Here is a 16,033-nt window from a genome sequence, read left to right as displayed (position 1 = left end):
TCGTTTTTGAATATGTATCGTTATTTAAAACGTCAGGTGATTTTATCACATTTTTTCAGAAAGTGACCGGTTAGATCACTTTGATATGTTTTAAGGAAGTTGTGGCGCGATGACGTTGTCTAGCCAATCAGTTAATTCATCAATGCCGGTACCAAGGTGTGAAACAGGATGTTCAAAGCCTTCGTTGATGAAATGCCAGCTAGCCGTTTGACTGTCGTTACCGTAAGAAACGAAGTGAATCTTGCGGGTGCCATTTACCCAATTACGAATCAAGGCTGGACTAGCTTGCGCGCCTTGATAGAAGGTAAAGCCGTTAGCCTCAGCAAATGCAGTGACGAGTTGCGTGTAGTTATTTTCGTTCATGTTATGCTCCTTTACTTGATGGTTCTAATTATAGAGCGAAACAAAATAAAGACCAGTCTGTTCATTATTTTGTTTCATGCTAAAATCACTTGCCAAAATGATTGATTAAGAAAGGCACCACAATTTCCGACTTTCAGGAAATGTGGTAAAGTCGTATTAAAAGTAAGCGTTTTCAGGAGAAGGTCATGTTAATTAAAGAGTCATTGGAAAACCAAGAAGCAATGAGTAGTGTTGAAAAGCAGTTATCTGACTATTTTTTGAATGATACATCGGAAATAAAAGAATTAACGGCCCGTCAGCTAGCGAATGATCTTTACGTGTCCCCTTCGACGGTGACACGTTTCTGTCAGCGATTGGGATTTTCAGGCTTTCCTGAATTTAAAGAGGCGTTGATAAAAGAACGCTTGTATCTAGCTCATAATGTGCAAGATATTGATGTTAATCAGCCATTTTTACCGAGCGATAGCATTTGGTCAGTTGCTAATAATATTCGCCAACTGTATACCGAAGTCGTAGCAGATACGCTTTCTTTGCAAGATTACCAACAACTTGAGAGTGCAACGAAAAAGCTAAGTGATGCGCAACATATTTATGTCTATTCTGCCGGGGACCATCGCCACTTGGCAGAGATATTTGCGAATAAGATGTTGCGGATAGGTCGACCAATTACGCAATTATCGCGAACGGATTTAGTAGATTTTTATTTGCAAGAATCGGTAGCGAATGATGTTGTTGTACTGATTTCTTACTCGGGAGAAACACAAGATATTCATCGGTTAATGACGATCATGGATAATCGGAAATTACAGGTGATTGCGCTAACAGCCTATGGAAAAAACACATTGTCTGAGCATGCGGATATCTTGTTGCCAATGAGTACACGTGAGCGCCTAATTCAAAACTTTGGTAATTTTAGTACCGATGTATCTGTTTCGTACCTGCTGGATATTTTGTATGCCAGTTATTTATCGCGGCACGTTGAGGCAAACGAAACAAAAATGCAGATAGAGAAGGAGTACCAACGTTATCGGTTTACGGAGAACCCAATTATCAAGGATCAATCTTAAAGTGGAACGGGCTGCAATTGGTAGGTCCGTTTTTTCATGTGAAAGTGTTATTTTGCGCAATAGCGTTGCATGGTATGTAAGCGTTTTCTTGTTTGAGTGTGCAACGGTCTGACAAGTCGATTTGAAAAGCTATTATTGCGCTTGGTTAGCTAGCTATACTGTTTCTTGCTTAGAAATAGCAAGAAAAGGAGATTAAATACATATGGCTTTTCCAGCAGGTTTCCTCTGGGGTGGTGCAACTTCAGCTGAACAGATTGAAGGTGCTTACGATGTTGATGGTAAAGGGCTTAGCACAGCTGACATGATGACGTTAGCCGAAAATGGCGCGCCTCGTGAGATTACTGATGCAATTGATTCAGCTAAGTTTTATCCGACACACGATGCGATTAAACACTATGAACATTATGCAGAAGATATTGCCCTGTTTGCTGAACTAGGTTTTAAAGTCTACCGGTTTTCAATGGCTTGGACACGTGTCTTTCCGAATGGGGATGATGCCAAACCAAATCAGAAAGGATTGGACTTTTACGATAAAATTGTGGACTTGTGTTTGTCGTATGGTATTGAACCGTTGGTTACGATTCAACATTTTGATACCCCGATGGGGTTAGAAAAATATGGATTTTGGCAAGGGCGTGAAGTGGTTGATTTGTTTGTCCGTTATGCGGAGACGTTATTGCGTCATTTCGATGGGCGTGTGCGGTACTGGCTAACGTTTAACGAAATTAATAATATGTCGACGATGCCTTGGAACGCTGGTGGTATTAGCTTAGATGCCAGTGAGAACGATAAGATGCAAGCGGCATATCATCAATTTTTGGCGAGCGCGAAAGTTGTTAAGTTAGCGCATGAATTAAATGCCGAGAATAAAGTCGGCATGATGTATAACGGGCATTTTTCATACCCTAATAGTCCTGATCCGGCAGACGTACAAGGAACTGAAGATTTTCAAAAACTCATGATGTTTTATGCGGATGTCCAGGTTCGTGGTAAATACCCAAATTACAAGTTAAAAGAATTTGAACGTAAGCATATTGTGCTGCCAGAACACTCCGGTGATAAAGCCATTTTGGCGGCGGGAACCGTAGATTTTGTGTCGTTTAGCTATTACTTGACCCACGTGACTGGTCAGAAGACACAGGGAATCTTAAAGGGGTTGAATGGGTTAGAGACCGGTTATACCAATCCGTATTTGAAAAAGTCAGACTGGGGTTGGGGCATCAATCCACAGGGGTTGCGTTTCGCCTTGAATACATTGTATTACCGCTATGAGAAGCCGGTTATGATTGTTGAAAATGGATTAGGTGCTTATGACGAAAAGGATGCCAATGGGCAGATTCATGACGATTATCGCATCGATTATCTCAAACAACATTTGCTTGAAGTCGAAAAGGCAATCGAATTGGATGGCGTTGATGTGATGGGATATACCGCTTGGGGGCCAATTGATTTGATTGCGGCAAGTAGTGGTTCGATGGACAAGCGTTATGGATTCATCTATGTTGACGTGGATAATCACGGTAACGGCACTTATCAGCGTGAAAAGAAGGATTCTTTTGCTTGGTATCAACGCGTTATTGCAACGAACGGCCGTAGTTTGACGGAAGAATGAGGCATTTATGCTGAATGTTTTGTATGTTATTGCGACATTTATTGCAACAATCATTGGGGCATTGGCCGGGATTGGTGGGGGCATTGTATTAAAAGCAATGACAGATTTGTTCTCGCCAGATTCGGTACAAGTCATTGGCTTTTATACAACCGTTGTCGTATTTACGATGTGTTTAGTATCAATTGTTAAGCAAATTAAGTCGGGCTTTAAGTATGACTTGCCAATGTTGCTTGAAATTTCAGTGGGATCATTACTCGGTGGTTATATAGGGAATAGCTTGTTGACGGTATTACTACGCTATTTTCCTGAAAATAAAGTGCAGTTAACCCAGTCGATTATATTATTTCTAACGTTAATCTTTTTGATTATCTATACGCGGGCGATGCCACAACGGCAACGTGTAAAAAAGCCACATTGGTTGGCATCGTTTGGCTTGGGATTGTTTTTAGGTGCAATATCTATCTTTTTGGCCATCGGTGGAGGTCCGTTGAACGTCTCGTTATTGGTAATTTGTTTTGGTTTTACACTGCGCGACGCAGCAATTTATTCGATTGCAAGTATCTTTTTCTCACAGATTTCAAAAATATACACCATTGTGATTGCGAATGATTATAGTCGGTATGACTTAGGCCTGGTTCCATGGCTTGCGATTGTGGCGATTATCGGTGGTTATATTGGTACAACGTTGAGTCAACGACTTTCTAGTAAAATGTTGGCCATTTTATATAACGTTTTCATGATTATGTTGGCCGTGCTGACGTTGGTTAGTGTTGGTCGACATATGTAGAATAGGGATTAATTTGGGGAGTGATGATTATATGAATAAACATAGTTTTTGGTTTAAGGTAGCGTTGCTATCAATTGCAACGCTAACGAATGCGGCAGCGGCCGTCCAGGTAACCGTGCCACTGATTCATCAAACTTTGGCTGGTCATTCGCAAACGGACATTGAATTATTGATGTCTGTGTCGAGTTTAGGTATTTTGATATTTGTTTTGTTGTCACCGCTTGTAACAAGATTAATGGGAAACAAGCGCACCGTTGTTCTAGGGTTATTGGTTTCGGTAATTGCAGGTATTACACCGATGTTTACCGAGAATTATACGATTATGCTAGCTAGTCGGTTCCTATTTGGTGCCGGTGTCGGATTATTTAATTCGTTATCGTTCTCATTGATTTCGATGTATTACACGGGTCATGAGCGTGACGCTTTGATTGGTTATCGAGATGCGGCGGCTGCGATGGTGACAACTTTGCTGACGTGGGTCGTGGGATTCCTAATGGGCGGTGGTTGGCACGCCGCGTTTGGTGTGTACGCGCTTGGGGCAATTCCATTGGTCTTGTTTGGTTTGTTAGTACCCGATAATACGCCAGTGGTTGAGGAAGAACATGTTACTGCGAGTGGTCATGTCCGCGTAAATGGAGCGATGATTTTTTCAGCGGTATTTGCATTCTTTTGGTTTACGGCATATTTTGGCATCACGGTTAAAATGGCGCCGGTATTTGCCGAACGCGGTTACGGAACAGCCGCTGATGCCAGTTTTGTCACGGGACTTGTGACGGCATTCCAATTTTTGTCATCATTGTTGTTTGGACAGATTAAGCGTTTGTTAGGGCGCTACTCGATTGCGATTGGCGCAACATTGGCGATGACGATGGTGTTCATCTTGATACAGAGTCAGTCGCTCATCTTGTCAGCGGTAGCCGTTGCGGGTTACGGATTTGCGTTTGGTATGGTTATGCCAGGAATCTTTAGTAATTTAGCAGCTGAGACAAATGCGGTCTCACAGACATTAGGATCAACAATGATGTTAGTGGGAATCAATGTTGGTGTGTCGGCAAGCCCATATGTGCTTAAGACACTGAACGGTTGGTTTAATCAAACAAGTGAAATTGCTAATTACGTGATTATTAGCTTTATGTTATTGTTATTAGCCATTGTGGCCTTTATGAAGGCCGCAATTCGCCCTGGGCGTCATGCCAATAAATTGGGTGAGACAGCTCATGAATGAAAGGGATAAAAATGGAAAATCATTATTGGGCCATCGATGTTGGTGGTACCAAAGTTAAATATGGTTTAGTTAATCATAGTGGAGAATTGGTTGAACGTGGTAATCAGCCAACAAATCGTCGAGATCTAAAGACTTTTGTTGCGCAATTGCAGGCGATTATTGCATTGTATCATGACGATATTCGGGGTGTTGGCATTAGCTTGCCGGTGCGTGTTAATCATGACACGGGTACTATTCATGCCGGGGTGATGTGGTCGTTTTTAGACGGCGTCGACCTAAAGACGGCGTTGCAATTAGATTTGCCGTTAGCTATTGAAAATGATGGGAAAGCCGCTGCACTTGCTGAACTTTGGGTGGGTGAGTTAAAAGGGGTCGCGAATGGTTTAGCGCTGGTCCTTGGCACGGGTGTTGGCGGTGGTTTTGTAATTGACGGTCAGTTACACTATGGTGCTCATTATGAAGCTGGTGAATTATCATTTATTTACCATAAAATTACGACGGATCGTGAATCACGGTTTGGTTTTACAGGGTCGGCGGTTGAGATGATTAAGGAAATCGCGACCGAATTGGAGTTGCCGGATGTCCACGATGGAGAAAAAGTATTTGAGTTCATCAATGCTGGTTATCCGCAAGCTAAGCGTATTTTTAATCAATACGCACGAACAATCGCGCTACAGATTCAAAATTTGCAAGCAACGGTTGATATTGAACGGGTCGTAATCGGTGGTGGTATTTCAGCCCAACCGATTGTGACGGCAACCATTCGTGAAGCGTACGAGGCATTTTATCAAGGGAATCCATATATCAATCGCATGATTAGTCATGTCGATATCGTGCCCGGTAAATTTGGTAATGATGCTAATCTGTATGGTGCGATTTATCGTTTGTTACTTGAGCTAAATCAGGAGGCTTAAGCTTATCGGTGTTAAACGGTGCGAACCCGTTTAACATCATTGCGGGCAACCGCAAATGAGAAGGTAGTACGTACGACTTAATACTTCACAATCTCAACAATCTCAAAAACGCAGATACTATCTTCTCAGCTTTCATAGTATGAAACACGCCATGTTTGTGGCGTGTTTTTGTTTGTAATGAAAAAGGCCATCGCACTGTGCGGTGGCCTTTTCACGATTAATAACGTCTTTTACGAGTTAGGTTAATCCCCACAATACCGAGAATCATAACGAGCAAACCCAACAATTGGATATGTGTCGGTAACGCATGATTTAAAAATAGAACGCCCAGCAATACCGTGAAAATCACCTCAAATGATTGGGTGGCTTCAACAGTTGCCAACACTTCCATGTTCCGAGCGGCCATCGCGGTTGCTTGGAAGAAAAGTACCGTTGCAATAACGCCAGAAGACAGAGCAACTGTGAACGTGCTTAAGAGCGTTGTATGGTTTGGCAATCCTGATCTCAAATAACCAATGATTGCCAACAAAATGAAAGTTGGGTATGTCGCAATCAACATCCCAAAAACTTTTTCTAACCCGTTGAAATCGGGGTAACGAACGCCGATTTGGCGGTTCCCCAGTGGATAACAAATGGCTGCGATTAGAATTGCGATGACGGCAAACCAAAATTTATGATTAAAACCAGCAAATCCGGTTGTTTGAATCGTGGTCATGGCAATTCCGATGATGATAATGACCATCCACTTCAATTTATTTCGCGGTATCTGCAAACGATGTGATACACCAGAACTATCGGTGACCTTCATTAATGGCGTTGTGAGCACACCGAAGATGATAGTGAGTTGCCATAAGCTAGACACCAACCACCCGGGAAGAAACTGTGCAGCCCAGGTGAGCGGGACGTAAAACAAAACGAAACACACATTACTCCAGAGTAGCCAATAGAATGGCGCATCTTTGATTGCCAGCCACACCTTACGGAAATTTGCCTTCACCTGAGGGACATAAGCCAACATGGCAATCATCGGTAACATCCATAGGTAACGGAGGGTGGACACCCATACCCAGTCGCCAGCCGCATGCAAATTGATTTCATTTAAGAGAAAGGTCAACGAGAAAAATAAAGCGGCAAGAATACCGAGTAAAACAGACTTTATGGCCATACATGCTCCTAGCGATTATAAATCATGAGACTGACAAAACTAGTGTCGGTCGTAGTGTCATTCCGATATTCATGCGCAAATGCTCCGTTAAACTTGGCCATGGTACCAGCCGGAATTTGAAATGTTTGCCCATTGACCTGCATTGTTAAGGTGCCGGTTTTTACAATTAATACCTCTACCGTCCCTGGTACGTGGGCGGCAGATTGCCGCGCTGACTGGCTAGTCAGTGACAAATCAAAGACTTCAAAGTTATTCGACGCAATCGAGTTAAAGACCGATTGGACCACGACACCTGCATCTTCGCTAGCAATATTGTGGAAATCCGCAGGTCTAGCTAGTTCAAAGTCGACAGGATCGGTCGCAAAAAAGTAGTTAATGGGCACAGCTAGACCACTAGAAATCTTCCAGAGTGTATCGATGGAAGGCGAAGTAGTGTGGCGCTCTATGTTATTCAGAGAAGCAGTGCTGACACCTGTTAGTGTGCTGACTTCTTGCAGGGTTAATTGGCGTTGTTGGCGCAACGTCAGTAGTCGGGTACCGACAATTTCAGTTATCATAACGGTGCTCTTTTCTATATTATTATGTATTTTATTTACAATACTAAATAAACGTATCATAAAAGTAAGCATGCTCAGTGATGTGATTTTTGATTTGGGGATAAAGTTTTGAATAGATACAAAAAACCACCTTGGAATTTGTTTATTCCATGGCGGTTTTTTCGTTTAGATATTAAATATTACTCCCACTCAACAGTTGCAGGTGGCTTGGCCGTGATATCGTACACGACGCGGTTAATGTGGTCGACTTCATTGACGATGCGACGAGAAATCTCTTCCAAGATATCCCATGGCAACTTAGCGAAGTCAGCCGTCATCCCATCAACAGACGTGATAGCACGAATGGCAATCGTATAGTCGTACGTACGGCCATCACCCATGACACCGACTGAACGGACCCCCGTCAAGACAGTGAAGTATTGCCAAACTTCGCTATCCAAACCATGCTTAGCAATTTCTTCACGCAAGATTGCATCAGATTCGCGCACAATTTCGAGCTTTGCTTCAGTAATGTCACCCAAAACACGAATCCCCAAGCCAGGACCAGGGAAAGGTTGGCGCCAAACAAGTTCGTGTGGCATACCCAACTTCTCACCCAACGCACGAACTTCATCCTTGAAGAGTGTGTTAAGGGGCTCAATCAATTGGAATTGCATGTCTTCTGGCAAACCGCCGACGTTGTGGTGTGACTTGATCGTTTGCGCGGTATCCGTTCCTGATTCAATCACGTCAGTGTACAACGTGCCTTGTGCCAAGAAGTCGATGCCATCAAGCTTAGCGGCTTCTTCGTCAAAGACGCGAATAAATTCGTTTCCGATAATCTTACGCTTTTGCTCAGGATCAGTAACCCCGGCCAACTTCGTCAAGAAACGTTCTTGTGCATCAACTTTAATGATGTTCAGGCCGAACTTACCGCCCAAAGCAGCCATCACTTCATCTGCTTCGTTTTTACGTAGCAAACCGTGATCAACGAAAATTGATGTCAATTGATCACCAATAGCACGTTGTAACAAAACACCCACAACTGATGAATCAACCCCACCAGAAAGACCCAGCAAGACCTTCTTGTCACCAACGGTTTCACGAATCTTCGTGATTTGCTCGTCGATGAAATCATCCATTGACCAATTGCGTTCTGCACGAACTGCCTTGTCAACGAAGTTTTCCAAAATTTGCATGCCGTATTCAGTATGTTGCACTTCAGCGTGGAATTGCACCCCGTAGAAGTTGTGGTAAGTATCTTCCATGGCTGCGATTGGCGTGTTGTCAGACGTGGCAACGGCTTTAAAGCCATCAGGTACTTGCTCAACGTAATCACCGTGTGACATCAAAACAGTTTGCGTTTCTGGTGTGCCGCCGAACAAAACGGTGTTGTCAGCCGTCACGTCCATTTCAGTTTCACCGTATTCTGATGAATCATTCGCTGGCGCCACTTTTCCGCCAGGCAATACATGTGCCATCAATTGCATACCGTAGCAAACGCCAAGGATTGGAATGTCCAAATTGAACACTTCTGGATCAATCGTGAACGCACCGTCTTCATAGACCGAGTTAGGCCCACCTGAAAAGATGAGTCCCTTTGGATTAAGTGCCTTAATTTCAGCGGCCGTCATTGTGTGTGGCTTTAATTCAGAATAAACACCCAATTCGCGAATGCGTCGTGAAATGAGTTGGTTATATTGTGAACCGAAGTCCAACACCAAAATGCTATCGTGCGTTTCTGTGTTTGCCATGATATCCCCCATAAAATTGTTGTTTCTAATTATACGTACTTCACGACAATAATCAATGGTGGGTTTTAAAAATGTTCGTAATTTGTTCGCATATTACATTTCTCTCATAAATATAGTTACTAAAAATAAGACATTTACGAAAAATACTTATTTTAGGGCCTTAAATACAGTTGTTATTAGGTTAATCGTTTTTAATAATTCGAAAACCATGAAAAATGTAATGAACTGACCCCTTGCATTATCTTAAATAGAACCTTATAGTAGTAAAAATTACATTTTTATTTGGACTCTGAGCTGGTAATTTTCAAGGCAAAAAGAGTGGTCGGGTCGAGGGATTTTATACTTTGGAGGTATTAGGAAAAATGGTTTCACGTCGGACATTGATTATTGGTGGTGTAGCAGTTGTTGTCGTTGCAGGGATTGCGTATGCCGCAACGTCAGGTAGCAAGGGCGGATCAAGCGATAAATTCACCGCTGCGGTTGTTTCAGACACAAACGGTGTAAATGACAAGGGCTTCAACCAAAGCGCTTGGGAAGGCTTAGAGAAGTGGGGTAAGGCTAACAACTTGTCTAAGGGACAAAATGGTTACAACTACTTCCAACCTAAGACGGTCGCCGATTACGATACGCAATTGACGCAAGCTGCTACTGCTAAGTACAATGTCGTTTCAGCTATCGGAAACACGTTTAAGGATTCAGTCCAAACCGTTTCTAAGAAGTATCCTGACACGAAGTTTGTGTTGGTTGATGAAATTGCGGATAAGAAGTACAAGAACGTTGCATCAGTCATGTTCCACTCAGAGCAATCATCATACTTGGTTGGTATCGCCGCTGCGACAAAGGCCAAGGAAATCGGTGACGATACGGTTGGTTTCGTTGGTGGTATGAAGAACCAAGTGATCGAATCATTCTTGGCTGGTTACCAAGCCGGTGTGAAGTCAGTTGATCCTAATATGAAGGTCGATGCAACGTATGCAGGTACGTTCTCAGACCCAGCCAAGGGACAAACAATTGCTAAGGCCAAGATGGCGCAAGGTGAGCACATTATTTTCCAAGCCGCTGGTGGTGTTGGAAATGGTGTCTTCCAAGCTGCGAAGGACCAAGACGCAACGTTGGCTGCGGATTCAAAGGATAAGGTTTGGGTCATCGGTGTCGATATGGACCAAACAAACATGGGTGACTACAAGTCAAAGGATGGCAAGTCAGCTAACTTGACGTTGACATCATCATTGACGGGTGTTGGTCGTGGTGTGCAATTGATTACGGAATCAGCGCAAAAGGATAAGTTCCCTGGTGGCAAGACTGTTTACTACGGCTTGAAGGAAGGCGGAGTCGGTGTTGTCACGAAGAACTTGAATGCAGACGAGAAGAAGGCTGTTGAGACTGCAAAGGCAAAGATTATTTCTGGCGATATCAAGGTGCCAGCAACGCCTGAAAACTAATTAATGACAATTTAAAAATCAAAATCCGCGGAGATGACTGTCTCCGCGGATTTTTTTGTTAAAAACAGATGTTTAATTCGTTTATGCACAGGGTTAGTTCTCTGAAATATACAAAAATGGCGGATGGATTGAAAAAATATGTAAATAATTGAATAGAAGCATCCGATTGACAAATATGAATATTTTATGATTTTCAAAATATTGATTTAGTATTCCGATTAACAATAATACCACCGATTAAATGCGTCTTTTATCATGATTTATTGAATTTATTTAGAATAAAAATACAATTAATCTTGCTATTTTTGAATAAATAGTTACAATTGACGAATAGTCAAATATTCAAAAAGGGGAATAAATATGCAAGAAAAGTTGGTTTTAGCTTATTCAGGCGGTTTAGATACTTCGGTGGCCATTCCTTGGCTTAAGGAGAAGAGGTATGCCGTAACGGCGGTTGTGCTAGATGTTGGTCAACATGGTAAAGACTTGGATTTCATCAAAGCCAAGGCGTTACAAGTGGGTGCCGAAGCGTCAATCCTGTTGGATGCCAAAGAAGAATTTGCGACAGATTATGTGGCACCAGTTATTCAAGGAAATTTGTTATATGAAGGTGAGTATCCATTAGTTTCGGCATTGTCACGGCCGTTAATCATTAAGAAGTTAGTCGAAATCGCGCATCAGATTGGTGCGACAACAATTGCGCATGGATCGACAGGTCACGGTAATGATCAAGTTCGTTTTGAGGCTGCGATTCACGCCTTTGACCCTAATTTGAAAATTGAGGCACCAATTCGAGATTTTCAATGGTCACGTGAAGAAGAGATTGCCTATGCAGATGCGCATCATGTACCCATTCCAGTAGGTGAGGAGTCACCATACTCAATTGATGAAAATATTTGGGGGCGTGCAATTGAAGCGGGAATTCTAGAAAATCCATGGCATGAAGCGCCTGAGGAAGCATATGAGTTGACTACAGCAATTGCAGATACACCGGACGTTGCTGATTTTGTCACGATTAGTTTCGAAGCCGGTTTGCCAGTTGCCTTGGATGGTGAAGCAATGTCGCTAACAACAATCCTTGAAAAGTTAAATGTGTTGGCTGGCGCGCACGGGATTGGCCGTGTTGATCATATTGAGAATCGATTAGTCGGTATTAAGTCACGTGAAATTTATGAGGTGCCAGCCGCCACTGTTTTGATGACGGCCCACAAGGATTTGGAAGACTTGACGTTGGAACGAGATGTTGCACATTTTAAGCCAATTGTGGCCGAACACTTAGCGAACTTAGTCTACGATGCCAAGTGGGTGTCGCCTTTGTTTGATGCGCTGCAAGCGTTTATCAAGGTAACGCAGCAAGTTGTAAACGGTGACGTGAAGATGAAGTTATTCAAGGGTTCTGCAATTGCTGTGGCGCGTCAGTCAGCTAAAAATTCACTCTATGATGAAAATTTGGCGACGTATACGGCCAGTTCATCATTCGATCAAGCCGCAGCAGTTGGATTTATCAAACTGTGGACTCTAGGCAACACCGTGTTTGAACAGGTTAATCATGTTCATTCTGAACAGGGTGAGCAGCATGACTGATAAATTATGGGGTGGTCGATTTACGGAAACTGGATCCGACCGGGTACAAGCGTATGGTGCTTCAATTGCAGCAGATCAATACATGATTGCTGAGGATATTCAAGCATCGATTGCGCACGCACAAATGTTGGGACAACAGGCAATCATTACAGCGGCAGAAGCTGCCCAAATCGTGGCCGGGTTACAAGCGGTGCGTGCCGACTTTGAGTCAGGTGTGGCAACGCTACAAATTGCGCAGGAAGATGTGCATATGAATGTTGAAGTGTTGTTAACTGAAAAAATTGGGCCCGTTGCGGGAAAGCTGCATACGGCGAGATCACGAAATGATCAGGTAGCGACTGATTTTCATCTCTGGGTTGCCAATCGACTACCTAATATCATCGAAGCGATTAAGCAGTTTCAAAAGACATTATTGCAAGTGGCCACGGATAACCAAGCGACGCTCATGCCGGGATACACGCACTTGCAACATGCGCAGCCGGTGACGTTTGGCTTCCACTTATTAGCTTATGTTGGGATGCTGACACGTGATGTTGAGCGGTTTGAGTTCAATATGCAGCACGCCAAAGTATCACCATTGGGCGCCGCTGCTTTAGCAGGTACAACGTTTGCAATCGATCGAACGATGACGGCTGACCTACTGGGATTTGATGATGTTTACCACAATGCGATGGATGCGGTCAGTGATCGTGATTTTGCAATTGAATTTTTGCAGTCAGCCGCCATTTTGATGATGCACCTATCCCGATTAAGCGAAGAATTGATTTTATGGTCGAGTTACGAATTTGGATTTGTCACGTTAAGTGATGCCTATGCGACTGGTTCCTCAATTATGCCACAGAAGAAAAATGCTGATTTTGCAGAATTGACACGTGGAAAGACAGGCCGTGTTTATGGAGATTTAATGGGGCTGATGACGGTCATGAAGGGCTTGCCATTAGCCTATAACAAAGATATGCAAGAAGATAAGCAGGGTGTATTTGAAACCTATACCACGATAATGGATGCGTTATTTGTCTTTGACGGTATGTTTGCAACCCTTCAGGTTAATCGTGATGTGATGTCAGAGAGCACACATAATGATTTTTCGAATGCAACCGAATTAGCCGACTATCTGGCTAATAAAGGATTAGCATTTCGTGAAGCACACGCTATCGTTGGCCAATTGGTGCTACAAGGTATTCAAACACAGGTTAACTTACAGGATATGCCATTGGCTGAGTTGCAAAAAGCAAGTGAGTTGATTACGGATGATGTGTACCAAATCTTGCAACCGATGACGGCCGTTGAACGCCGGACATCGGTTGGTGGCACAGCCGTTACGGAGGTTAGTAACCAAATTAAATTTTATCAAGAGCAATTAGGGGAATGAGCAATGAAGGTAGCAATTGTTGGGGTGACAGGATACAGCGGGACTGTTTTATGGCAGTCACTTAGTCAGCATCCGAATGTCACTGAAATTAATATTTATACAACACAAGCCGATTTGGAAGCCGTGGCGCAACAATTTGACTGGCAGACTAAACAAACAGTCCGGGTGTTGCCGTTTGATGCGGGGCAAATTATGGCAGATAACGAGGTCGCCTTTTTTGCGACACCCGCAGGCGTTACGGGTGAACTGGCAGAAACATTTATAGAAAATCATTTCCCGATTATTGATTTGTCAGGGGATTTGCGACTTCAAGATCCAAAGGCGTATCAAAAATGGTATCACCGAGCTACTGAAGTTTCACGTGAAACATTATCTCATGCAACGTATGGGTTAACTGAATTTACGGCGACAACAACAGATTATATTGCAAATCCTGGTTGTTATGCCACGGCAACTTTAATGGGGTTAGCGCCACTGGTACAAGAGCGCCTGATTGATTTGGATTCGGTTATTGTCGATGCCAAGTCTGGTGTGACGGGATCAGGCAAAAAATTGAGTCAAGCAACGCACTATGTTGATGTGGATGAGAATTTTTCGCTATATAAGCTTAATCAACACCAGCATATACCGGAAATTATGCAGCAACTTAAGCAATGGGCCCCGGATATGGGCCCTATCCAATTTACAACGGGGCTTTTGCCAGTCAAGCGAGGGTTGATGGCAACCATATATGCGAAGGTTACAGCTGATAGTGCGGATGTAAATGAAATTATCGCGGCCGCATTTCAAGCAACTTATATGGACAAACCATTTGTAAAAATCTTGGCCAATGACATGCCGGATTTACGGCTCGTTGTGGGAAGTAATATGACCGCCATCGGCTGGTCATACAATCCGGTCACACATATCGTGACAATTGTGAGCGTTATCGACAATTTGATGAAAGGGGCCGCTGGGCAAGCGGTTCAAAATTTTAATCAATACTTTGGCTTTGATGAAACGGCTGGGTTGGCTCAATTACCACTCATGATTTAGGAGGCAGTTATGACATTTAGTTGGCCTAAAAATTTTTATAGTGATGGGATTCACGGTCAGTTACGGCGTAATCCCACCAAACCAGACCTTGGCTGGCTAGTTTCGACAAAGCCGGCTCAGGTAGCAGGGGTATTTACGCGAAATACATTTCCAGCAGCCCCGGTGCAAATCGATCAACAAGTCCTTCGAAGTAATCAACCGGTCCATGCGATTTTTGTTAATTCTGCGAACGCGAATGCTTTTACGGGAGCGACCGGTTTGGCAAATGCGTATGAAACGCAAAAGCTAGTGGCGAATAAATTACACAAAACACCGGCAGAGGTATTGGTTGTGTCAACGGGGATTATTGGTGAGCAGTTGCCAATGGAGAAAATCCGTCGGGGCATTGAACGGCTACAAGCAAGTACGCCTTTGAATCTCGCGAAGGCGATGTTAACGACCGATACCACAACAAAAACGGCGCAAGTTACGCAAGCGGACTATCAAATTAGTGGTGTGGCGAAAGGCTCAGGTATGATTCATCCGAACATGGGGACGATGCTTGGGTTTATCGCGACGGATGTCACGATTAAGCAAGGCTTGTTACAGCAATTGCTACGTGAATTAGTGGATGTCACTTTTAATCAAATTACCATTGATGGCGATACGTCAACGAATGACACAGTACTAGTGTTGGCCAATGGCGATGATTGGCAGGCCGAAATTAAAGCTGGCACGGCTAAATATGAGGCGTTTAAAGCGGACTTGCATCAGGTACTCAAGACATTAGCCATCGCAATTGCCAGTGATGGTGAAGGTGCGACACGGTTAATTGATGTCCGCGTCATTGGTGCACGTCATTCAGCAAGTGCCCAACGAGTTGCCAAAAGTATTGTGGGTTCTAATTTGGTGAAAACGGCAGTGTTTGGTGCGGATCCAAATTGGGGGCGCATTATTGATGCCATTGGCAATGTTGGTGAAGTGTTCGAGGCTGACCAATTGTCAATTGCGATTAATCAAGTGCCGATTATCGTTGCGGGTCATGCGGTTGCTAATGAAGTCGCAGCAACGCAAGCAATGCAACAGGACACCATTGTGATCACAGTAGATTTAGGTATCGGAACAGAACAAGGTCAGGCGTGGGGAAGTGATTTGACCTATGAGTATGTGCATATTAATGCAGCTTATCACACATAAA

The 16,033-nt window shown here is 43.4% G+C and carries 14 protein-coding genes; 10 read left to right on the top strand and 4 right to left on the bottom strand.

Annotated features, from left to right (window positions below):
• Positions 1-90: 90 nt before the first annotated feature.
• The gene (locus tag ESE_RS0107010; protein ID WP_010373326.1) at positions 91-363 is read right to left on the bottom strand and encodes a hypothetical protein; all 273 of its coding nucleotides are present in this window, start codon (positions 361-363) and stop codon (positions 91-93) included.
• Between the two features lie 185 nt (positions 364-548).
• Between ESE_RS0107010 and ESE_RS0107005 the strand changes: the two genes are divergently transcribed.
• From ESE_RS0107005 to ESE_RS0106985, 5 genes are all read left to right on the top strand, one after another.
• Positions 549-1,430 (top strand): MurR/RpiR family transcriptional regulator, encoded by an 882-nt coding sequence (locus ESE_RS0107005; protein WP_010373323.1) that lies wholly within the window; start codon positions 549-551, stop codon positions 1,428-1,430.
• A gap of 202 nt (positions 1,431-1,632) precedes the next feature.
• A complete protein-coding gene (locus tag ESE_RS0107000; protein WP_010373321.1) occupies positions 1,633-3,042 on the top strand; it encodes a glycoside hydrolase family 1 protein in 1,410 nt (469 codons plus the stop codon).
• A 7-nt stretch (positions 3,043-3,049) separates the two neighbouring features.
• Positions 3,050-3,829, top strand: coding sequence for a sulfite exporter TauE/SafE family protein (locus ESE_RS0106995; RefSeq protein WP_010373319.1), 780 nt, complete (start codon positions 3,050-3,052; stop codon positions 3,827-3,829).
• A gap of 31 nt (positions 3,830-3,860) precedes the next feature.
• Positions 3,861-5,054, top strand: a complete 1,194-nt coding sequence (locus tag ESE_RS0106990) for an MFS transporter (RefSeq protein ID WP_010373318.1) — start codon at positions 3,861-3,863, stop codon at positions 5,052-5,054.
• Between the two features lie 11 nt (positions 5,055-5,065).
• The gene (locus ESE_RS0106985) at positions 5,066-5,968 is read left to right on the top strand and encodes an ROK family protein (protein WP_010373317.1); all 903 of its coding nucleotides are present in this window, start codon (positions 5,066-5,068) and stop codon (positions 5,966-5,968) included.
• A 217-nt stretch (positions 5,969-6,185) separates the two neighbouring features.
• Here the strand turns inward: ESE_RS0106985 and ESE_RS0106980 are convergent, their stop codons facing one another.
• The 3 genes from ESE_RS0106980 to guaA all read right to left on the bottom strand — a co-directional run bounded on the left by ESE_RS0106980 (position 6,186) and on the right by guaA (position 9,423).
• Entirely contained in the window at positions 6,186-7,133 is a 948-nt protein-coding gene (locus ESE_RS0106980; RefSeq protein WP_038229214.1) for a multidrug resistance efflux transporter family protein, read from the bottom strand.
• 8 nt (positions 7,134-7,141) lie between these two features.
• A complete protein-coding gene (locus ESE_RS0106975) occupies positions 7,142-7,690 on the bottom strand; it encodes a helix-turn-helix domain-containing protein (RefSeq protein ID WP_010373314.1) in 549 nt (182 codons plus the stop codon).
• Positions 7,691-7,869: 179 nt separating this feature from the next.
• Complete coding sequence (gene guaA / locus ESE_RS0106970) at positions 7,870-9,423, bottom strand: glutamine-hydrolyzing GMP synthase (RefSeq protein ID WP_010373312.1); 1,554 nt, start codon at positions 9,421-9,423, stop codon at positions 7,870-7,872.
• Between the two features lie 362 nt (positions 9,424-9,785).
• Here guaA and ESE_RS0106965 point away from each other — a divergent pair, with 362 nt between their 5' ends.
• From ESE_RS0106965 to argJ, 5 genes are all read left to right on the top strand, one after another.
• The gene (locus ESE_RS0106965) at positions 9,786-10,865 is read left to right on the top strand and encodes a BMP family lipoprotein (protein ID WP_010373309.1); all 1,080 of its coding nucleotides are present in this window, start codon (positions 9,786-9,788) and stop codon (positions 10,863-10,865) included.
• 360 nt (positions 10,866-11,225) lie between these two features.
• Positions 11,226-12,449, top strand: coding sequence for an argininosuccinate synthase (locus ESE_RS0106960; RefSeq protein WP_010373307.1), 1,224 nt, complete (start codon positions 11,226-11,228; stop codon positions 12,447-12,449).
• On the top strand, positions 12,442-13,821 hold the full coding sequence (gene argH / locus ESE_RS0106955) for an argininosuccinate lyase (RefSeq protein WP_010373305.1): 1,380 nt from the start codon (positions 12,442-12,444) through the stop codon (positions 13,819-13,821). Before ESE_RS0106960 ends, argH begins: the two co-directional genes overlap by 8 nt.
• A gap of 3 nt (positions 13,822-13,824) precedes the next feature.
• Complete coding sequence (gene argC / locus ESE_RS0106950) at positions 13,825-14,856, top strand: N-acetyl-gamma-glutamyl-phosphate reductase (RefSeq protein ID WP_010373303.1); 1,032 nt, start codon at positions 13,825-13,827, stop codon at positions 14,854-14,856.
• Positions 14,857-14,865: 9 nt separating this feature from the next.
• The gene (argJ, locus tag ESE_RS0106945) at positions 14,866-16,032 is read left to right on the top strand and encodes a bifunctional glutamate N-acetyltransferase/amino-acid acetyltransferase ArgJ (RefSeq protein ID WP_010373301.1); all 1,167 of its coding nucleotides are present in this window, start codon (positions 14,866-14,868) and stop codon (positions 16,030-16,032) included.
• The last annotated feature ends 1 nt before the right edge of the window (position 16,033 follow it).

This window comes from Weissella cibaria KACC 11862, assembly GCF_000193635.1.
In the GTDB taxonomy this organism is placed as follows: domain Bacteria; phylum Bacillota; class Bacilli; order Lactobacillales; family Lactobacillaceae; genus Weissella; species Weissella cibaria.
This window is presented reverse-complemented; position numbering and strand designations above follow the sequence as displayed.